The sequence below is a fragment of the Leucobacter weissii genome, from assembly GCF_017565745.1.
GTDB classification, from domain to species: Bacteria; Actinomycetota; Actinomycetes; order Actinomycetales; family Microbacteriaceae; genus Leucobacter; species Leucobacter weissii.
In genome coordinates this window covers 1-19,876 of sequence record NZ_JAGDYM010000005.1, presented here as the reverse complement: position 1 = coordinate 19,876, position 19,876 = coordinate 1, and the positions used below count along the sequence as shown (strand labels likewise).

The 19,876-nt window shown below is 70.8% G+C and carries 19 protein-coding genes and 1 tRNA gene; 16 read left to right on the top strand and 4 right to left on the bottom strand.

Annotated elements, in window-relative coordinates:
• Positions 1-2: 2 nt before the first annotated feature.
• Entirely contained in the window at positions 3-1,019 is a 1,017-nt protein-coding gene (locus J4H92_RS04610; protein ID WP_341783000.1) for a permease, read from the bottom strand.
• Between the two features lie 364 nt (positions 1,020-1,383).
• Here J4H92_RS04610 and J4H92_RS04605 point away from each other — a divergent pair, with 364 nt between their 5' ends.
• The 4 genes from J4H92_RS04605 (at position 1,384) to J4H92_RS04590 (ending at position 4,904) form a co-directional block, all read left to right on the top strand.
• Positions 1,384-2,277 carry an ABC transporter substrate-binding protein gene (locus tag J4H92_RS04605; RefSeq protein ID WP_208096609.1) on the top strand — a complete coding sequence of 298 codons (894 nt, stop codon included), beginning with the start codon at positions 1,384-1,386 and terminating at the stop codon, positions 2,275-2,277.
• Between the two features lie 16 nt (positions 2,278-2,293).
• On the top strand, positions 2,294-3,346 hold the full coding sequence (locus tag J4H92_RS04600; RefSeq protein ID WP_208096606.1) for an amino acid ABC transporter permease: 1,053 nt from the start codon (positions 2,294-2,296) through the stop codon (positions 3,344-3,346).
• Positions 3,343-4,122, top strand: coding sequence for an amino acid ABC transporter ATP-binding protein (locus J4H92_RS04595; RefSeq protein ID WP_279549947.1), 780 nt, complete (start codon positions 3,343-3,345; stop codon positions 4,120-4,122). The genes J4H92_RS04600 and J4H92_RS04595 overlap by 4 nt, the downstream gene beginning before the upstream one ends.
• A 188-nt stretch (positions 4,123-4,310) precedes the next feature.
• A complete protein-coding gene (locus tag J4H92_RS04590; protein WP_208096604.1) occupies positions 4,311-4,904 on the top strand; it encodes a PepSY domain-containing protein in 594 nt (197 codons plus the stop codon).
• Between the two features lie 177 nt (positions 4,905-5,081).
• Here the strand turns inward: J4H92_RS04590 and J4H92_RS04585 are convergent.
• Positions 5,082-5,155 (bottom strand) — tRNA-Gly (locus J4H92_RS04585).
• Between the two features lie 160 nt (positions 5,156-5,315).
• On the opposite strand from J4H92_RS04585, the gene J4H92_RS04580 reads away from it, so the two are divergent.
• The 9 genes from J4H92_RS04580 (at position 5,316) to J4H92_RS04540 (ending at position 14,330) form a co-directional block, all read left to right on the top strand.
• Positions 5,316-6,203, top strand: coding sequence for an ABC transporter permease (locus tag J4H92_RS04580; protein WP_341782999.1), 888 nt, complete (start codon positions 5,316-5,318; stop codon positions 6,201-6,203).
• A gap of 3 nt (positions 6,204-6,206) precedes the next feature.
• Complete coding sequence (locus tag J4H92_RS04575; RefSeq protein ID WP_208096600.1) at positions 6,207-6,989, top strand: ABC transporter permease subunit; 783 nt, start codon at positions 6,207-6,209, stop codon at positions 6,987-6,989.
• A 39-nt stretch (positions 6,990-7,028) separates the two neighbouring features.
• On the top strand, positions 7,029-8,090 hold the full coding sequence (locus J4H92_RS04570) for an ABC transporter substrate-binding protein (RefSeq protein ID WP_208096598.1): 1,062 nt from the start codon (positions 7,029-7,031) through the stop codon (positions 8,088-8,090).
• A 26-nt stretch (positions 8,091-8,116) separates the two neighbouring features.
• Positions 8,117-9,226, top strand: coding sequence for an ABC transporter ATP-binding protein (locus J4H92_RS04565; RefSeq protein ID WP_208096596.1), 1,110 nt, complete (start codon positions 8,117-8,119; stop codon positions 9,224-9,226).
• Between the two features lie 59 nt (positions 9,227-9,285).
• On the top strand, positions 9,286-10,092 hold the full coding sequence (locus J4H92_RS04560) for a nitrilase-related carbon-nitrogen hydrolase (RefSeq protein WP_208096594.1): 807 nt from the start codon (positions 9,286-9,288) through the stop codon (positions 10,090-10,092).
• The gene (locus J4H92_RS04555; protein ID WP_208096592.1) at positions 10,092-10,769 is read left to right on the top strand and encodes an RraA family protein; all 678 of its coding nucleotides are present in this window, start codon (positions 10,092-10,094) and stop codon (positions 10,767-10,769) included. The genes J4H92_RS04560 and J4H92_RS04555 overlap by 1 nt, the downstream gene beginning before the upstream one ends.
• 86 nt (positions 10,770-10,855) lie before the next feature.
• The gene (locus J4H92_RS04550) at positions 10,856-11,596 is read left to right on the top strand and encodes a 3-keto-5-aminohexanoate cleavage protein (protein ID WP_208096590.1); all 741 of its coding nucleotides are present in this window, start codon (positions 10,856-10,858) and stop codon (positions 11,594-11,596) included.
• A 52-nt stretch (positions 11,597-11,648) separates the two neighbouring features.
• Positions 11,649-12,125 carry an AsnC family transcriptional regulator gene (locus tag J4H92_RS15690; protein WP_208096588.1) on the top strand — a complete coding sequence of 159 codons (477 nt, stop codon included), beginning with the start codon at positions 11,649-11,651 and terminating at the stop codon, positions 12,123-12,125.
• 39 nt (positions 12,126-12,164) lie between these two features.
• On the top strand, positions 12,165-14,330 hold the full coding sequence (locus tag J4H92_RS04540; RefSeq protein WP_208096586.1) for a heavy metal translocating P-type ATPase: 2,166 nt from the start codon (positions 12,165-12,167) through the stop codon (positions 14,328-14,330).
• Positions 14,331-14,342: 12 nt separating this feature from the next.
• On the opposite strand, the gene J4H92_RS04535 is transcribed toward J4H92_RS04540, so the two are convergent.
• Positions 14,343-14,876, bottom strand: a complete 534-nt coding sequence (locus J4H92_RS04535) for an Lrp/AsnC family transcriptional regulator (RefSeq protein ID WP_208096584.1) — start codon at positions 14,874-14,876, stop codon at positions 14,343-14,345.
• Between the two features lie 19 nt (positions 14,877-14,895).
• Entirely contained in the window at positions 14,896-16,170 is a 1,275-nt protein-coding gene (locus J4H92_RS04530) for a serine hydrolase (RefSeq protein WP_208096582.1), read from the bottom strand.
• Between the two features lie 162 nt (positions 16,171-16,332).
• Here J4H92_RS04530 and J4H92_RS04525 point away from each other — a divergent pair, with 162 nt between their 5' ends.
• The 3 genes from J4H92_RS04525 (at position 16,333) to J4H92_RS04515 (ending at position 19,694) form a co-directional block, all read left to right on the top strand.
• Positions 16,333-17,349, top strand: a complete 1,017-nt coding sequence (locus tag J4H92_RS04525) for a biliverdin-producing heme oxygenase (protein WP_208096580.1) — start codon at positions 16,333-16,335, stop codon at positions 17,347-17,349.
• A 102-nt stretch (positions 17,350-17,451) separates the two neighbouring features.
• A complete protein-coding gene (locus tag J4H92_RS04520) occupies positions 17,452-19,155 on the top strand; it encodes a polysaccharide deacetylase family protein (RefSeq protein ID WP_208096578.1) in 1,704 nt (567 codons plus the stop codon).
• Positions 19,152-19,694, top strand: coding sequence for a hypothetical protein (locus J4H92_RS04515; RefSeq protein ID WP_208096576.1), 543 nt, complete (start codon positions 19,152-19,154; stop codon positions 19,692-19,694). Before J4H92_RS04520 ends, J4H92_RS04515 begins: the two co-directional genes overlap by 4 nt.
• The last annotated feature ends 182 nt before the right edge of the window (positions 19,695-19,876 follow it).

The following is a 19,876-nucleotide window of genomic DNA, read 5'->3' as shown; positions in this document are numbered from 1 at the left end:
GCTCACGCGACAAGGTTCAGCCCCCATCCGATGCAGAGGCTCCCGAGCGCGACGGCGGCGATCAGCATGGCGATCGCGCGGCCCGTGAAGGTGGTGCGCAGCAGGGCCACCATCTTGATGTCCATCATCGCGCCGAACAGCAGGAAGGCGACGATGCTGCCCGGGGTGAACGTCGAGCTGAGCGAGAGGATGAAGAAGGAGTCGACGTTCGAGCAGATCGCGACCACGAACGCGAGCGCGAGGAGGGCCAGTACGGACCAGAGCGGATGGCTCCCGAGCGCGATCAGCAGATCCCTGGGCGCGCCGAGCTGAATGGCTCCGGCGATGGCCGAGCCGATCGCGAGCGCGGGGAGCAGCGCTCCGGTCTCGCTCAGGAAGGCCTGGGCGCTGCGCTGCATGCGAGTGCCTCCGGCGCCGTGGTCGTGGCGGCAGCTCGCCTCGAATCCCGGGGTCAGCAGATCCTGCTGCCTCGGGTGGGTGCTGATCCACCAGCCGATGAGATTCGCGATGACGAAGCCCCCCACGATCCGCGCGACGAGGATGCCGGAGTCCCAGCCGAAGGCGTGGTAGGTGGTGAGGATCGTCACCGGGTTCAGGATCGGCGCGGCGAGGAGGAAGGTCAGCGCCTCGGCGACCGTGAAACCGCGCACCATGAGGCCCCGCGCGAGCGGCACGTTGCCGCACTCGCACACCGGGAGGAGGATTCCGAGCAGCGACAGCGCCGCGCGGCGCAGGACCGGGATGCGCGGGAGGAAGCGCTCCAGCATCCCGTCGGGCAGCCAGATCTGCACGACGATGGACAGCAGCGTGCCGAGCACCACGAAGGGGAGGGACTCGACGAAGACGCTGATCGAGAGCGTCAGGAAGTCGCTCAGCGCCGCCGGGGGATCGAGCGGCGCCTCCGAGGTGAGCACCCTGACGGCGAGGAAGAGCGCCAGCGCGCCGATCCCCGTGAGCGCCCACGCCCGCGGCCCTCCGGCCCTCCTCAGCGGAGGGGCGGGTGCCGATGTCGAATCCACGGTTGCGACACTAGCCGCGTGAAAACGGTTCTCACCTCGTTTTCGCGGCGAGTCGCTCAGCGGTTCCCCGGCGGAGCGATTCTCCGGGAGCGGGCGACTCGCGGGGGCGCGCTCCGGCGTAGGATTGACGCAGGCGGGCGCTGCCGGACGACCGGGCGGAATCGACAGCGTGACTGTAGGAGAAGCATATCTGGTATGGAGCCCTGCGCGCCGAATGTTTAGCTCGCGTGAATTCTAAGTATCTTTTTGATTGCGAAGGCACAAGCGCTTCCCAAATTCTTATGGAGCGCGCTAAGCTCGGGAACGCTCGCTGGTTTCGGCCCGCAACGAGTCCACAACATCTGAGAGAACAGGATCTGGATCGATGAAGATTCGCTACGCAATCCCGGCGCTGGCCGCCGCGGCCGCACTCGCCCTCGCCGGCTGCACCAACACCGAAGGCGGCAACGGCGGCACGACCGAGCCCGCCGCTCCCGAGGGCATCCAGGCGGACTCCGCTGCGGTGGCGCTGCTGCCCGCGGAGGTCAAGGACTCCGGCGCGCTGCGTCTCGGCACCGATGCGGAGTACCCGCCCAACGAGTACAAGGACGCCAACGGCGATCCGACCGGCTGGGGAGTCACGCTCGCGGAGGCGGTCTCGTCGAAGCTGGGCCTGGAGCCGGAGTGGGAGATCCTCGGGTTCGACAGCATCCTGCCCCGGATCGAGGAGGGAGCGCTCGACGTCGGCGCGTCGTCGTTCACCGACAACGTCGAGCGCCAGAAGACGGTCGACTTCGTCAACTACCTCAACGCCGGCAGCCAGTGGGCCGCCGCCGCGGGCGCCACGGTCGACCCCGAGAACGCCTGCGGGCTCACGGTCGCGGTGCAGCAGGGCACGGTCCAGCACACGGATGAGCTGCCCGCGCGCAGCGACGCCTGCGTCGAGGCCGGCGAGGACGCCATCGAGATCCTCCCCTTCGACGGCCAGCCCGAGGTGACCAACGCCGTCGTCAACGGTCAGGCGGACGCCTTCTCGGCCGACTCGCCCGTCACCGGCGACGCGGTCGCGAGCACCGACGGCCAGCTCGAGCTGGTCGGCGAGCTCTTCGACGCGGCGCCCTACGGCTTCGCGGTGCAGAAGGACTCCGGCATGGCCGAGGCGGTGCAGGCGGCGCTGCAGTCGCTCATCGACGACGGCACCTACCTCGAGATCCTGACCGCCGCCGGTATCGAATCGGGCGCCGTCGAGTCGGCGACGATCAACGTCGGCGCGGAGTAGGCTGCGGGCGCCACTGATGTCTGATCAGCACGCTGAGGCTGCCGGGCGACCCGCCCGGCAGCCTCAGCGGAATGAGCTGCGAGGCGACGAGCCCGAGGCGATCGAGGCGATCCGCCTGCGGCATCCCTGGCGGACCGTGTTCGCCGTCGTCCTGGTCATCGCCGCGGGGTTGTTCGTCTACGACGCGGCGTTCAACCGCCCGGTCTACTCCTGGGACATCGTCGGGCAGTACCTCTTCGACACCCGGGTGATCTCGGCGATCGGCTACACGCTGCAGCTGACCGTCTACTCGATGATCATCGCGATCCTGCTGGGCGTGGCGCTCGCGGTGATGCGGCTCTCGCCGAATCCCGTCGTGGGCGCGGTGGCCTGGGTGTACCTGTGGATCTTCCGCGGCACCCCGGTCTACGTGCAGCTCGTCTTCTGGGGCATGGTCCCCGTGATCTACAAGACGATCGACCTGGGCATCCCGTTCACGGAGGCGATGCTCTCCATCACCACGAAGGATCTGCTCCCCTACTTCGCGCTCGCCGTGATCGGCCTCGCCCTCAACGAGGCCGCCTACATGGCCGAGATCGTGCGCGCCGGCCTGCTCTCGGTCGACACGGGCCAGGAGGAGGCCGCCAGCGCCCTCGGCCTGGGCTGGTGGCACACGATGAGCCGAGTGGTGCTGCCGCAGGCGATGCGCGTGATCATCCCGCCCACGGGCAACGAGGTGATCTCGATGCTGAAGACCACCTCGCTGGTGACGGCGGTGCCCTTCACCCTCGAGCTCTACACGCGCACCCGCGATATCGCGTCGGTCACGTACAAGCCGGTGCCGATGCTCATCGTGGCCTCGATCTGGTACCTGGTGGTCACCTCCATCCTGATGGTGGGGCAGTACTACCTCGAGCGCTACTTCGCGAAGGGCGTCGGGGCGCGTCCCGACGTGCAGAAGCCGACCGTCGAGACCGGCCTCATCGGCGCGGTCGGCGTCGCGCCGGAGCCCGGCCAGGCCGGCGCGGCCGAGGGCGGCGGCGGAGGCGGGTTCATACCGCCGCACAGCCGGCCGGGAGGTGGAGCATGAGCACGACGGCGAACGATGCGCCGATGGTGCGTGCGGAGGCGGTCTCGAAGTCCTTCGGATCGAATCAGGTGCTGAAGTCCATCTCGCTCGAGGTGAAGCGCGGCGAGGTGCTCTGCCTGGTCGGGCCGAGCGGCTCCGGGAAGAGCACCTTCCTGCGCTGCATCAACCACCTCGAGACGGTGACGGCCGGCAGGCTCTGGGTCGACGATGAGCTCGTGGGGTACCGTCAGCGCGGGGACAAGATCTACGAGATGCACCCGAAGGAGGCGGCCAGGCAGCGGCGGGACATCGGCATGGTCTTCCAGCGCTTCAACCTGTTCCCGCACAAGACGGCGCTCGAGAACGTGATGCTGGCGCCGACCCTGCTGAAGAAGGGGAGCCGAGCCGTTCTGCAGACCAAGGCGATGGAGCTGCTGGCTCGGGTGGGCCTCTCGGAGCGGCACGACTACTATCCGGCGCATCTCTCCGGCGGGCAGCAGCAGCGGGTCGCGATCGCGCGGGCACTGGCGATGGAGCCGAAGCTGATGCTGTTCGACGAGCCGACCTCCGCGCTCGATCCCGAGCTGGTGGGCGAGGTCCTCGACGTGATGAAGGGTCTCGCCGAGAGCGGCATGACCATGATCGTGGTGACGCACGAGATGGGCTTCGCCAAGGAGGTCGCGGATACGCTCGTGTTCATGGACGGCGGCGTGGTGGTCGAGGCGGGCGATCCGGTGCAGGTGCTCACCGATCCGCAGCGCGAGCGCACGAAGGCGTTTCTCTCCAAGGTGCTGTAGCGGCGGAGGGGCGCGTCCGCCCCTCCGCCGCGCACCGGTCCTCTTCCGTTCGGGCGAGGGCCGGTGCGCAGCGCGGTGAGCTCCCGGACCGCGGAATCATGAGGGTCCTATCATCTGCGGCTCATGCTCGCGTCAGACCTCACTGGCAGGCTGGAGAGCACTGGAACGCAACGACCTGAGGAGACGCCATGAACACCCCGAACCGAACCGCCTCGGCGGCCGCGCTGCTCACGACGATCGTCCTCTTCGCGGCAGGCTGCAGCACCTCTCCGCAGACGGGCGACGACACCGTGCTCGACACGCCTGCGCCCTCCGTCTCCCAGCCCGCCGATCCGGCGGGCGACGATCCCGCCGAGTCCGGGGCCGAAGCGGCTACGACGCACGCCGATCCCGCCGCGCGCGCCGCAGAAGCCGCCCTCGCCGCGATTCCCGGCGACGTCGTCTCCCTCGACCCCGAGAACGGCGACGTGTGGAGCGTGGAGCTGCGAGACGAGAACGGTGACGGTGTCGAGCTCTACATCAACGCGACCACTGGCGAGATCGTGCGCCGGCAGGCCGAGTCGCTGCCTTCCGAGGCGCGCGACGGCGGCCCGGGCGTCACCGCCCTGGAGGCGATCGACATCGCTCTCGGCGCGCTCTCCGACGGCGAGATCCGCGAACTCGATCTCGATACCGAGCGCGGCGTCGTGGTCTGGGAGATCCTGGCGCGCGACGGCGGCGAGGTGGAGCTCACCATCGACGCCGAGAGCGGCGAGATCCTCGCGCAGGAGCTCGACGACTGATCTCCGGTTCCGGGCTCATCATGAGCCCGGAGGTGCCGGAGCGAAGTGGAGGGGCCGACGGGAATTGCGCAGCGCGCTCAGAGCGAAGCCCATTTCTGGGCTTCGCGCACGCTGCGCCGAAGCCGTCTCGGCTTCGGGCCGGGGTTCATGAGGATTCCCGGAGGTGCCGGAGCGAAGTGGAGGGGCCGACGGGAATCGAACCCGCGTTCTCAGCTTGGGAAGCTGATGTCTTGCCATTAGACGACGGCCCCGCTTTTCGAGAGCCGACACAACTATAGCAGTGCCGTCACCGCGATCTGCGTCGGTATTGGCCCCCACTTCCACGGATTCCATCGGTCGAGACACCTGCGGCGTTCAACTTCTCCCTGCATCATGAATGCACGGCAGTTCGACGAGCGGCGAAGGAGCGACGTGACATCCACCACCCAGGTGCTGCACCTCGGGCGACGCGGGCGCCCGAAGCGGCGCGGCTCCCTCCTGCTCCTGATCCCGGGGATCGCGAGCGTCGCGCTGCTCGGTGTGCTCCCGCTCTTCCTGGTCGCGCGCAACAGCTTCGCCCTCGCCGACGACTACGGCGGCATCGTCGGCGGGTTCACCCTCGACAACTACGCGAAGCTCTTCGATCCCGTCTACTCGAAGACGATGCTCTACTCGCTGGGCCTGGGACTCCTCAACACGGTCGTGTGCCTGGTGGTCGCCTACATCACCTCGTACTACATCGTCTCGCGGCCGGAGGGCCGGCAGGGATTCCTGCTGCTGCTCATCATCATCCCGTTCTGGACCGACTTCCTGGTCCGCACCTTCGCCTGGATCACGATCCTCGGGTCGGGCGGCCCGGTCGCGGGGGTGCTGGGGCTCTTCGGGATCGGCGGATTCTCGCTGATCCCCAGCAACGTCGCGGTGATCCTCGGCCTGCTCTACTCGTTCCTGCCGACCGCCATCTTCCCGATCTACGCCTCCATGCGGTCCATCGACGGCTCGTTGAAGGAGGCCGCGACCGATCTCGGCTGCGGCTGGTGGGGCGTGCACCGCAGGGTGATCCTCCCCCTCTCCCGTCCCGGGCTGCTCGGCGCCGCGCTGCTGACGTTCATCCCGACGATGGGCGTGTTCGTGATCCCGGTGCTGCTCGGCGGCGGCAAGGATCAGCTCGTCGGCAATCTGATCGTGACCATGTACACCGAGTTCCGCAACCAGCCGATGGGCGCCGCCGTCTCGATGGTGCTGCTGGTGCTCATGCTCCTCTCGATGGCGCTCGTCGGGCTCGCGCTGCGGCGCCCGGCCAAACGAAAGGGGGCCTGAGCCGTGGATCGCGTCGTGAACGGCATCGCCCGAGGCGTCTTCGTCTTCCTCTACATCCCGATCGTCGCGGTGATCGTCTACTCGTTCAACGCGGCCGGCACGAGCACCCGCTTCGAGGGCTTCACGCTGCAGTGGTACGCGGAGCTCTTCCAGGACGGGCAGCTGATGCAGACGCTCCGGGTGAGCGCGCTCGTGGCCGTGATCACGGCCACGGTGGCGACGGTGATCGGCGTGATGTTCGCGCTCGGTCTCAGCCGCTACCGGGGGCGGGGGCGGGGATCGCTGCTCGCGATGATCGCCCTGCCGCTGATCGTCCCCGAGATCGTGCTCGGGGTGGCGCTGCTCAGCGTCTTCAGCTCGACCGGGATCCCGCTCGGCGTCGTCACCCTCGTGCTCGGGCACCTGATCGTCTCGCTGCCGCTCGCCACGCTCGTGCTCATGGCCTCGGCGGCGATGCTCGACCCGTCGCTGCCGGAGGCCGCGACCGATCTCGGCTGCACTCCGTGGCAGACCTTCACGCGGGTCTACCTGCCGCTGCTGCGCCCGGCCGTGGTCGCGGCCTGGCTGCTGAGCTTCACCACCTCCTTCAGCAACATCGTGATGTCGACGTTCCTGAGCGGGGTCGGTTCCACGACGCTCCCGCTGCGCATCTACTCCAGTCTCAAGACCGGACTCACTCCGAGCATCAACGCGCTCGGCGCCCTGCTCATCCTGCTCACCCTCGTGATCGTGCTCGCGGTCGGCATCACCCAGATGCGCCGCATCCTCGTCGAGTCGCGATCCTGACCCCGAATCCTCCCGGTCCACCCCCCGAAAGGAACACCCATGAAGAAGCACACACTCGCAGCGGTCGGCGTCGTCGCCGCCCTCGCGCTCACGGCCTGCAGCTCCGATGCCGACGGCGGCTCGGGCGGCTCCACCCAGCTCAACGTCTACTCCTGGGCCGATGAGATCCCTCAGACCGTCATCGACGCGTTCACGGAGGAGACCGGCATCCAGGTGACCGTCGACAACTTCGACAGCAACGAGACGATGATCTCGAAGCTCGCCGCCGGAGGCTCGGGGTACGACATCGTGGAGCCCAGCCAGTACGCGGTGCAGCAGCTGGTCGGCCAGGAACTGCTCGAGCCGCTCGACCACTCGCGGATCGAGGGCTTCGACAACGTCTCGGGCCAGTTCATCGATCCCAGCTACGACCCGGGCAACGAGTACTCCGTGCCGTGGGTGTGGGGCACCACCGGTCTCATCTACAACGAGAGCTGCACCGACGGCGAGCAGATCACGAGCTGGGCGTCGCTGTTCGACCCGAAGTGGTCGGGCGAGGTCTACATGCTCGACAACATGCTCGCCGCCTACATCGCGGGGCTCCAGGTGAACGGCTTCCCGGCGAACAGCACGGACGAGGCCGAGATCTCCGCGGCGACCGACTCGCTGATCGAGCAGAAGTCGCTGCTGGCCGGCTACAACTCGACCAACTACGGCGAGCTCGTGGCGAGCGGCGACGCCTGCATCGCCCAGGCCTGGGGCGGCACCAGCACCGCCGAGATCGTGAGCGAGAACGAGGACGTGCACTACGTGATCCCCGAGGAGGGCGGCAGCATGTGGGTCGACGGCCTCTCGATCGCGAAGGGCGCCCCGAACGAGGAGGCGGCCTACCAGTTCATCAACTTCCTGCTGCAGCCGGAGATCGCGGCGATGGCGACGAACGACGGCGGTCTCGCGAGCACCAACGGCGCCGTCGACGAGTTCATCACCGATCAGGGCCTGCTCTCCAACGCCGCGGTCTACGCGAGCGAGGACGAGGTGGCGAACGCGGACTTCATCGTGGACCCGGGCTCGGCCATGACCTTCTTCCAGGACGGCTGGACCCGCGTCAAGGCCTCCTGACCCGATCGACCGACAGCAAGAGGACCATGGACACGCACACCTCGCCCACGGGCACCACGGATCGCGCGGCGGCCGTCGAGACCGTCGGACTGACCAAGCGCTTCGGCGAGCATCTCGCCGTGCACCCCCTCGACCTGGAGATCCGGGAGAACGAGTTCTTCTCGATCCTCGGCCCGTCGGGGTGCGGCAAGACCACGCTGATGCGCATGATCACCGGCTTCGAGACGCCGTCGGCCGGTCGGGTGCTGCTCGGCGGCGTCGACGTGACCGGCGTGCCGACGCGCAACCGGGACCTCAACATGCTGTTCCAGAGCTACGCGCTGTTCCCGCACCTCACGGTGTTCGACAACGTGGTGTTCGAGCTCCGCGTGCGGCGGACCCCGAGGGCCGAGGCCGACCGGCGGGCCATCGAGGCGCTCGAACTCGTGAAGCTGGCCCACCTCGCGGACCGGAAGCCCGACCAGCTCTCCGGAGGCCAGCGGCAGCGCGTCGCGCTGGCGCGGGCCGTGGTCTCCGGTCCCAAGGTGGTGCTGCTCGACGAGCCGCTCGGCGCCCTCGACCAGCAGCTGCGCAAGGAGATGCAGGTCGAGCTGAAGCGCATGCAGCGCGAGGTCGGCATCACCTTCGTCTACGTCACCCACGATCAGGAGGAGGCGCTGACCATGTCGGACCGGATCGCGGTGATGTCCGACGGCGTGGTCCAGCAGGTGGCGGCCCCGGAGGAGATCTACAATCGTCCGCAGACCCGGTTCGTGGCGGGATTCATCGGCAGCTGCAATCTGCTCGACGTCGACGCTCCCGCGGGAGCGGCCGGGGACGAGGTCTCCGTGGACCTCCCCGGGGTCGGCGCGGTGAGCGGGGTGCTGGCCGAGCGCGTCGCCGCCCCGAGCCGGGGCACGCTGCTGCTGCGGCCCGAGCGGATCGAGGTGTCGCGCACCGGCGCAGGCGTCCGCGGCACCGTGACCGAGCTCACCTTCCTCGGCGAGGAGTGGCACGCCAGGATCCGCGCCGGCGAGAACCTGTTCCGGGTGTCGGTGTCGAGCCTCGCCGCCGAGCGGGAGCTCGCGGGCTTCGCGGTCGGCGACGAGCTCTCGCTCGCCTGGCGGCCGCAGGACGCGCGCATCGTGATCCGCTGACCCGCTCTCCCCCTCATCCCGCTCCATCCGCGGCAGTCGCCGCCCAGAAAGGACCGTTCGTGAAAACCGCCGTGGCGCAGACCTCTCCTGGCGCGGACTTCTCCCAGAACTTCGAGACGATCAGACGCCTCACCGCCGACGCCGCCGCGTCCGGCGCCCGGCTCGTGGTGTTCCCCGAGGAGGCGATGCTGCTCGCCGAGGACGATCTCAAGCCCCGCTTCCCCGAGCTGCTCCCGGAGATCTGGCCGGCCTTCGAGGCCCTGATCCGGGATCTCGCCCGGAGGCACGGGGTCACGCTCGTGGCGGGCGGCTACGAGCCGAACCCGGGCGATCGCGCGCTCAACACCATCATCGCGGCGGGGCCGGACGGGGCCGAGCTCGCCCGGTACCGCAAGGTGCATCTCTACGACGCCTTCTCGTACCGCGAGTCGGACTACGTCGCCCACGGCACCGAGCCGGCGCCGATCATCGGCGTCGAGGGGTTCCGGGTGGGCATCGCGAACTGCTACGACGTGCGGTTCCCCGAGCTGTTCCGCAGCATGGTCGATCGCGGCGTCGACGTCATCTCGCTCTCGGCGGCCTGGGTGTCGGGCAAGGGCAAGGAGGAGCACTGGTCGGTGCTGACCCAGGCGCGGGCGATCGAGAACGTCTCCTGGGTCCTCGCCTCCGGGACGGTCGGAGCGGACTCCGTCGGCCTCAGCCGCATCATCGATCCGCTCGGCATCGTCGTGGCGGGCGCGAACACCCGCGACGAGGGCCTCGTCTACGCCGACATCGACCGCGCGGGGCTCGAACGCGCCCGCGAGATCCTGCCCGCGCTCGACAACCGTCGCCTGCGCCTCGACTACTCCGTGAAGGGAATCTGATGTTCGTTCGTATCGGCGAGGCCCCGGCCCCCATCTCCGCCGAGCTGCGGGCCGGGCTGGAGCGCCTCAGCTTCCCGACCCTCGGCCACTACCTCGAGGAGGGGTTCGCGGATCCGGGCGTCCGGCGGTTGACGGGCCGCTCGAGGATCATCGGCCCGGCGGTGACCGTGCGCACGAGCGCCACGGACTCCACCATGCTCCATCACGCCGCCGGTCTCGTCGAGCCCGGGCAGGTGCTCGTCATCGATACGGGCGGGGACGCGCGCCACGCGCCCCTCGGCGAGGTGGTCGCGGCCCAGCTGGTGGCGCGCGGCGCCGCCGGCGCCGTCGTGGACGGCGTGATCACCGATCTGGACGAGATCGAGGCGCTCGGGCTCCCGGTGCACGCGCGCGGCACCAGCATGCTCACCACCAAGCTGCACGGCATCGACGCCGGCGGGCTGAACGTCCCGGTCGCCCTCGGCGGCGTCCCGGTGCATCCCGGGGACGTCGTCCTCGCCGACGCGAACGGCGTGCTGGTCGTGCCGGCCGGCGTGCTCGAGACGGTGGTGGCGACCGCCCTCGCCGATGACGCCGAAGAGCCGGAGCTCATCGCCGAGTTGCGCGGCGGCGCGCCGCTCGGCGGTCTGACGGGAGCCACCGAGACCGTCGAGCGGCTGCTGGGCGAACGGGGCTGAGGCCCCGTCCGGGCGTCGCTCCGGCCGGCGCGTCCCCGCCGGGGCGCGCCGGCGCATCCATGTGTGAAGAGATCGAGAGGAACACCGTGCTATTGAAAGCCGCCATCAACGGGGGTCGTCCGTCGGAGGGCGGGCTGCGCGTGCCGCAGACCGTCGAGCAGATCGCACTCGCGAGCCGGGACGCGGTCCGCGCCGGCGCCGACGTGGTGCACGCCCACGTGCGCACCGCCGACGGGGGGCAGACGATCCGGCCCGAGGCGGTCGGTGCCTGGGTCCGCGCGACCCGCGAGCTGGACCCTTCGATCGTGATCGGCACGACCACCGGGCTGTGGACCGTGGAGTCGCACGCCCAGCGCATGGAGCAGCTCGGCGCCTGGCCGGAGGGCGCGCGGCCCGACTTCGCCTCCGTCGCCTTCTGCGAGGAGGGGGCGGCGGAGGCCGCGCTCCTGGTGCTCGACCTCGGCATGGTGCTCGAATCGGCGGTGTGGTCCATGGACGACGTGCCGGCCCTGCTCGCCTCGCCGACGCTGCACCGGAACGTCCGGGTGCTGATCGAGCCCGAGACCGAGGACGCGGCCGAGGCGGTCGCGCAGTGCCGTGAGATCGCCGCCGTGCTGCGCGCGGAGGGGGTGACCGCGCCCATCCTCTACCACGGCTTCGACGACACGGTCTGGCCCGTCGTGCGGGCCGCGATCGAGGACGGCTGCGAGACGCGCATCGGGTTCGAGGACGGGGTGCTGCTGCCGGACGGCTCGCCCGCCGCGGACAACGGGGAGCTGGTGGCCGCCGTGCGCCGCATCGAGGCCGAGTCGCGCCCGATGGGGTGAGGGGCTCCGATTCCCCGCGCGTATCCTTGAGGGGAGGAAAGCGGGGTGGCGCGTGGTAGACGAACTCGACCGGCAGCTGATCGAGCTGCTCGCGCGTGACGGTCGGAGGTCGTTCACCTCGCTCGCGGAGGAGCTCGGGGTGTCGCAGTCGACGGTGCGCGCCCGGCTCGCCACGCTCCAGGAGAACGACGTGGTGACCGTCGTCGCGCTGTGCAACGCCCTCGCGCTCGGGCATCAGGTGGTGCGCCTGCTGCTGCGGGTGCGCAATCTCACCCCGGTGTCGGTCGCGGACAGCCTCGGCGGCATCAGCCAGATCAACCACGTGGCGCTGGTCTCGGGAGCGCACGACCTCTACCTCGAGGCGACCTGCCGCGACCAGTCCCAGCTGATCGCCCTGCTCGACGAGATCCGGCGGCATCCGGGCGTCGCCGCCATCCAGCCGATCATCGTGACTTCGCTCGCGAAGGACTACACCTGGAACGGGTTGAGCGGCGTGGCGGGGCAGAGCATCGGCGATCCGAACGGCTGACCCTTTCCCCGATACCCTTGGGGGGTATAGGGTGCTGGTATGGACACGCCGCATCAGCACCACGATCCGCTCGGCCGCGGGACCGAGGCCGAGCCTCCGAGCCGCCACGAGGGCCATGAGAGTCACGAGGGGCATGAGCGGGACGCCCCGGAGGCGTCGGCCGTCCACGCGGAGCACGCCGATCACGCGGACCACGCCGATCACGCGGACCACGCCGCGCACGGCGGGCACGGCGGCCATGGCGACCACGTCGCGCAGTTCCGGCGCAGGTTCTGGATCGCGCTCGTGCTCGCGATTCCGACGGTGGGGTTCAACGGGATGTTCGCCGGCCTCGTCGGGATCCCGCTGCCCGACGCGGGATGGGTGGTCTGGGTCTCGCCCGTGCTCGGAACCGTCATCTACGCCTGGGGCGGCCGGCCGTTCCTGACGGGGGCGGTCGCCGAGATCCGCGTCCGCAAGCCGGGCATGATGCTGCTCATCGGCCTGGCGATCACGGTCGCGTTCGTCGCCTCCTGGGGCGCGAGCCTGCACCTGCTCGACCACGAGCTCGACTTCTGGTGGGAACTGGCCCTGCTGGTCGTGATCATGCTGCTCGGCCACTGGATCGAGATGCGCTCCCTGGCCCGCACCACCTCGGCGCTGGACTCGCTGGCGGCACTGCTGCCGGACCGGGCCGAGAAGGTCGAGGGGGAGCGGGTCGTGGAGGTCGATCCGGCGGCTCTCGAGCTCGGCGACGTCGTCGTGGTCCGGCCCGGGGCGTCGGTCCCCGCCGACGGGCGGATCGTCGCGGGATCGGCCTCCATGGACGAGTCCATGATCACGGGCGAGTCCCGTCCGATCCGTCGCGGCGCCGGAGCGCAGGTCGTCGCCGGAACGGTCGCGACGGACTCCGGCCTGCGGGTCGAGGTCACGGCCGTCGGCGACGACACGGCGCTCGCGGGCATCCGCAGGCTCGTGGCCGAGGCCCAGGCCTCGTCCTCCCGGGCGCAGCGGATCGCCGACACGGCGGCGGGATGGCTGTTCTGGTTCGCACTCGGATCGGCGGTGATCACGGCGATCGTCTGGACCCTGATCGGTCTGCCGGACGAGGCCGTGGTGCGCACGATCACCGTGCTCGTGATCGCCTGCCCCCACGCCCTCGGCCTCGCGATCCCGCTCGTCGTGGCGATCGCGACCGAGCGCGCCGCCCGCGCCGGAGTGCTCGTGAAGGATCGCCTGGCGCTGGAGGCGATGCGCAATGTCGACGCGGTGCTCTTCGACAAGACGGGGACGCTCACGAAGGGCGAGCCCACGGTCACCGCCGTCGAGCCCGCGTCGGGGCACGAGGCCGACGCGATCCTGGCCCTCGCGGCGGCGGCCGAGGCGGACAGCGAGCACCCGCTGGCGCGGGCGATCGTGGCGGCCGCGGAGGCGCGGGGACTCCCCCTGCCGAGTGGGGCGGAGTTCTCGTCCTCGCCCGCGGTCGGGGTCCGGGCGGTGGTCGACGGCTCGGTGATCGAGGTCGGCGGCCCCTACCTGCTGGAACGGCACGGCCGGACGGAGCTGCCGGTCGCCGGTGCCTGGCGCGCCGAGGGCGCGATCATCCTGCACGTGCTCGCCGACGGCGCGGTCGTCGGGGCTCTCCGCCTGGCCGATGAGATCCGACCCGAGTCCGGAGCCGCGGTGGACGCCCTGCACGCGGCGGGCGCGCAGGTGGTCATGATCACGGGCGACGCCCGCGCGGTCGCCGTGGCCGTGGCGGACGAGCTCGGCGTCGACCGGGTCTTCGCCGGGGTGCGCCCCGACGACAAGGCCGCCAAAGTCGCCGAGCTGCAGCGGGAGGGGCGCACCGTGGCGATGGTCGGGGACGGCGTCAACGACGCCCCGGCGCTCGCCCAGGCCGACGTCGGCATCGCCATCGGAGCCGGCACCGATGTCGCGATCGCCTCCGCCGGCGTCATCCTCGCCTCCTCCGATCCCCGCGCGGTGCTGTCGGTGATCGAGCTGTCACGGGCGAGCTACCGGAAGATGCGGCAGAACCTGTGGTGGGCGGCGGGATACAATCTCGTCTCGGTGCCGCTCGCGGCGGGCGTGCTGGCGCCGTTCGGCTTCGTGCTGCCGATGAGCGTCGGGGCGATCCTGATGTCGGCCTCGACCGTCGTGGTGGCGCTCAACGCCCAGCTCCTCCGGCGACTCGACCTCTCGCCGGATCGCGGCGCCCCCTGATCGGGGGGGGGGCTATGGAGCGGCCGGGCCCGTCCCCGCGGCCGGCGCCAGGCCCTGGGCGGGCGGCGGCTCGCGGAACCCCTGCCACAGGTAGGTGTCCTTGCGCACCTCGAGCACCGTGAGCGTCTCGATCTCGCTCACGCCCCGGATCCGCCGGAGGTCGTAGAGCACGATCCGGCCCAGGGCCCGGGCGTCGGGCACCGCGACGTCGAGGATGATGTCGTAGTAGCCGAGGGTGCAGGCGACGTACTTGATGCTCGGGTGCTCGACGAGCTGCTCGGCGACCTTCGCGACGGGCATGCCGGTGACCCGGATCCCCACATGCGCCGCGACCCCGCCGATCTTGGTCTCGTCGTACATGCCGGCGACCCAGATCACGCCCAGCGAGACGAGCCGGTTGTAGCGCTGTCGTACGGTGGGCTCGGAGAAGCCGATGCGCCGCCCGATCTCCGCGAAGGAGCGCCGGCCGTCGATGCGCAGCTGATCGATGATCTCGCGGTCGACGTCGTCGAGCAGTTGCCCGTCTCCGTGCAGCGGGGCATCCATGGCGGGACCGGGCGCCGCCTCAGCAGACCGCTGCGCGGGCCAGGTTCTTGCCGCGCTGCTCGGCGGTCCAGGAAACCTCCGCCCCGCCGAGAGCGGCGAGCTGGAACGCGAGATGGCGCACGAACCGGCTGCCGGCGCTCGAGTTGTTCAGTGCGACCACCACGGCTACGCCGGTCCCGGGGTCGCGGTACGCGGCCGTGAGCGTGCCGGTCATCGCCCCGCTCATGCCGTAGAGCGACTCCACGCGCTCCAGACCGAAACCCCACTTCTGCCCGCCGGGATCCTCGGCCTCGGCCAGCGCCTCCTCGGCCTTGGCGCCCTCGGTGACCGTCTCGCCCTTCTTGTTGCGCACGGGGTTGGTCGTCGACACGGTCTCGGTGATCAGGCCGGCCGACTCGCCGCCGAACGTGCCGCCGAGATAGTGCGCGTAGAAATCCTTGATGTCGGTCACGGTGCTCACCGTGGCGCCGGCGCCCGCGAGCATCGACGGCGATACCTCCGGCACGGCGACCGGATCCACGTCGCACACCGGCTTCCGCCCCGAGAACGGCTGCGTCTGGCCGGTCAGGCCGCCGTCCGGCAGCGTCGTCTCGCCGAGGGGATCCCGGGGATAGAACGTCGCGTCCATGCCCGCCCGCGAGAACACCCGGCTCTCCAGGAGTTCGGGCAGCGAGGTGTTCGTCACGGCGCGCAGCGCCCGGCCCAGCAACAGGGTGTTGGTGTCCGCGAGGTGCACGTCGAGTCCGGGCCAGGAGAGCGGGGACCGCGCGAGCGCCTGCGAGAGCAGCTCCCGATCCGCCCAGGGACGGGTCGGATTGTTCGCGAAGATGTCGCTGATGCCGGTCTTGAAGTCGCTGAGGCCGGACGTGGCGGTGCACAGCTGCCCGTAGGTGATGCCCTCGATGCCCACCTGACGCGACAGATCCTCGGAGACCTCCCGGTCGAGCGTGAGCTGACCCGAGTCGACGAGATCGAGCAGCAGCGCGCACATCGCCGGCTGGGTCGCCTGAGCGCTTCGGATCGCCGAGTTCGCGGTCACGCCGTCGCCGAAGCCCTGCACGTAGGCGGCTTCGTCCCCCTGCCAGACTCCCACCACGGCGGCAGTCGAACCGCTCAACTCCATCGCCTCGGCGATGGCCTCATCGATCGAGTCCGCCAACTCGGAGCTGACGGTGTTGACGGCGTCATCGCCCGGCGTCGTGCTGTCGGGCGTGCAGGAGGTCAGCCCGAGCGCGACCGCGGAGAGCGCCGCGAGCGCTCCGAGGCGCACGCGCTTCCCGAGACGAAAACCCACACAACCGCCGATCCTCAAGGTAGTCAGAACGTAATGAGTCTAGAGCACGCCCCTCGGGAACTCGCTCAATCCGGTGCTGCGATGCGGTCGCGGCGAGCGACGGCGCCCGTATTCATGTGATGATGTGGTGCGACCGAGGCGCCCGTCACTATCATGGGCCGAATGAGCGAGTTCGATACCGCAGTCGTCGACGCCGTCGCCGCGCACATGAACGGCGACCACCCCGACGACAACCTCCTGATCGCGCGAGCGTTCGGGTTCCCCGAGGCCGCCGCGAGCGAGATGGTCGGCCTCGACGGAGGGGCCGGATACTGGCGCGTCGGCGATGCCGCCGGCGAGCACGAGCTCCGCGTCGCCTGGCCCGGCGGCCGGATCTCGGAGCGCCCCGAGATCCGGCGCGAGGTGGTGTCCCTCTACCGGAGCGCCTGCGAGAAGCTGGGCGTTCCGCCTCGCGAAGAGCACCGGGAGGACCGGAGCGCGCACGGAGGGGAGGAGCGCACCGCGGACGAGGAGCCGGGGTCGTTCTCGCTCGCGCTGCGCTCCGCGACGTGGGGAGACCACGGGGAGAGCGAGCAGGCGACCTTCATGGACGACATCATGAAGGGCGAGGCCGATCGCGAGGACTTCGCCGAGCTCGTGGCGCAGCACTACTTCCTGTACCGGGCTCTCGAGGAGGCGGCGCAGCAGCTCGCCGCCGATCCCGCCTACGCGGTCTTCCACCCGGCCGAGCTGGTTCGGCTGCCCGCCCTGGAGGAGGACCTGGAGTCGCTGCTCGGCCCCGGCTGGCGCGATCTCGCGCGGCCCGTCCCGGCGACCGAGGCCTACGCGGCCCGCATCCGCGAGATCGCCGCGGAGGGGTGGAAGCCGGGCATCCTGGCCCACCACTACACCCGCTATCTCGGCGATCTCTCCGGCGGCCAGGCCATCGCCCGCCTGGTGGCCAGGCAGCACGGTCTCGGCCGGGCCGGTGTGGCCTTCTACGACTTCGCCGCGCTCGGGCCGATTCCCCGGTTCAAGGAGCGGTATCGCGAGGCGCTCGACGCCCTGGGCGAGCGCCTCGACGCAGACGAGCGTCAGCGCGTGATCGACGAAGTGCGCACCGCCTACCGCTTCAACACCGAGACCTTCCTCGACCTGGACGGCGTGCGGGCCGGGAAGACGCCCACGACCGCCGCGTAGGCTCCGATGGCGCACCGCGAGCCGATCCGTGATGGAACCGAGACCCCGCGAGCGCCCGCCGCTTCCCGGAAGCCGGTACCCTCCTGCTAGGGCCGGTGCGCGATGTCGACGCGCACCGGGCCGCGCTGCGGCGCCGAGGCGCCGCACCCGTGGTTGGAGGATGACGTGGGCGTGCAGCGAACGGGCGTGCGGCTCGTCCGCTCCATCGCGCTCCTGACCGTCGTCGGACTGGCGCTCTCCACCGTCGCGTGCGCTCCCGAGCCGATCCCCGACTGGCAGCCGCAGACCTTCACCGTGCCCGGCGTCCAACTGCTCGAGGGAGCCGATCAGGGGGCTGCCGACGATCCGTCGCCGGGCGATGCCGAGGCGCCGCGAGCGCCCGAGGCGGCGACCTCCGATCCGGAGGCGACGCGACGGGCGCTCGACGCCGCGGCGACGGAGCTGGTGGGCGGGCGGCTGCGCAACGACCGCCTCCCGTTCGCCGCCCGCTTCGTCTACGTGCCCGGCGTGCCGGACTTCAACGCCAGGGTGGACGAACTGCTGCGCTCGGCGATCGCCGCCGCCGGGCGGGCGTACGCCCCGCAGGCGCACGCGGCGAAGGCGGGACTGGCGGAGCGCGGCTGCGTGCCGGGTTCGACGCGCTGGCCGGCCGCGGAGGTGCTGAGCCGCCCGGAGACGGGCCCCGAGGGCGGACGAGGCACGGCGGTGACCTGCGAGGTGGTCGGGGCGACCGCGACGTTCCTCTCGGTGAGCTTCCGGACGGTCACCGGATCGGAGGCGGGGGTCGAGAGCGACGTCGGGCACGAGCTCGTCGCCGATGTGGCGAGCGGCGAGAGCGTGGAACTGGGCGAGCGGTGGATCGGCAGTGCCGCGGCCGATCTCTGGACGCGGGCCGTGGCCCTGCTGCGGCAGAGTTCGGGCGGCCTGAGCACCGCGCCCATCGCCGAGCCGGATCGGGCGCAGCGATCGCTCGCCGAGCAGGCGCTCGCCGCCGCCCGCACCGTGGACGGCGGCGTCGAGGTGTCCCTTCCGCCGGGGATCGATGCTCCGGAACTGCGCGGTCTCGGCGTCGCTGCGACGGACCGGCCCATCGGGCTGCTCGTTGACGCCGAGACCGCGGGCGGATGGTCGAGCAGCCGGCAGCGGGCGATCTTCGAGAGCGCGGGGGAACCGTTCGCCGGCGTGCGGGCGGCGGCGAACAGCGTTCCCATCGACTGCGAGCTGATCCCCTGCGTCGCGCTCACCTACGACGACGGGCCCTCCGCGCTCACCTCGGAACTCCTCGACACCCTCGCCGATCACCGCAGCTCCGCGACCTTCTACATGCTCGGCGGGGCTGCGGAGAGCGATCCCGCCGTCGTTCGCCGCGCGGCGGACGAGGGCCATGAGCTCGGCAGCCATACCATGACCCATCCGGATCTCACGACCCTTTCCGCAGCGGGGGTCCGGGCGGAGGTCGGCCGTGCCGCGGCGGTGCTCCGGCGGCTCTCCGGGAAACGGGTCCCGACGTTCAGGCCGCCCTACGGCGCGGTGGACGACGCGGTGATCGCGGCGGCGGGCAAGCCCGCAGTGCTGTGGTCGGTGGACACCAACGACTGGCAGCGGCCCGGGCGCAAGACGCTCGTCAAGCGTGCGGTGCGGGGCCCCGAGCCGGGCGGCATCGTGCTCTTCCACGACACTCACGCCGATACCGTGGCGGTCGCCGGGGAGGTCATCGAAGGACTCCGCAACCGCGGTTTCGAACCGGTGACGGTCTCGCAGCTCTTCGGCGGCGAGGTGCCCAGGGGACTGGTGGTGAGCGGATGAGGAGGACCGGGCGGATCGCGCTGATCGTCGTCGCCGTGCTGGGGCTGGCGCTCTCGATCGGCGTGATCGCCGTGCTCGCGCTGCCGGCGTTCCGCTCGGTCGGCGAGACGGGGATCGCGGACGGGTCCCGCGCGTTCGGCATCGCGGACGATGACGGCCGGGTCTTCGCCGAGGCAGTGCCGGAGGCGGGCTGGTCGGTGCAGCCCGATCCGCAGGGCGGGGGGCTCCTCCTCCGCTCGCCGGATCGGCTGCTCGAGGTGCGGCTCGGCCCCGCGGGGCCGGAGTCCGTGGCCGAACCGCCGGAGGCGCCCGGGCACGGGGAGATGCTCCGCGAGATCCTCGAGGGCGGGGTCGAGCTGCGGCATCGCACCGTCGGCTCCGAACTCCGCGGTGTGCTCGAGGCCTCGACTCCCGTGCTGGTCCGCGCCACCGCACTGCGCGGAGCCGAGCTGGATCGCTACCGGCCCGCGCTCGCCGAGCTGCTCGTCAGCGTCGCGGCGGAGCATGCGGCGGAGGATGCCGCCCCGGAGGAGCGCTGAGGCCGCGCGCCCGCGCGAGGAGCATCTCCGCGAGACGAGGGCGCGGTTCCCGGTGATTCCCCGCAAGTTCAAGATTTCTGAAGGCGCTTCAGCGTGAAGATGCGGGTTGAGGTATCGCTGGGCGGGGTGTGAGAGTGCATGTTCGTGGAAGATGCACCCTCACACTGCTCGTCGGCGTCGGC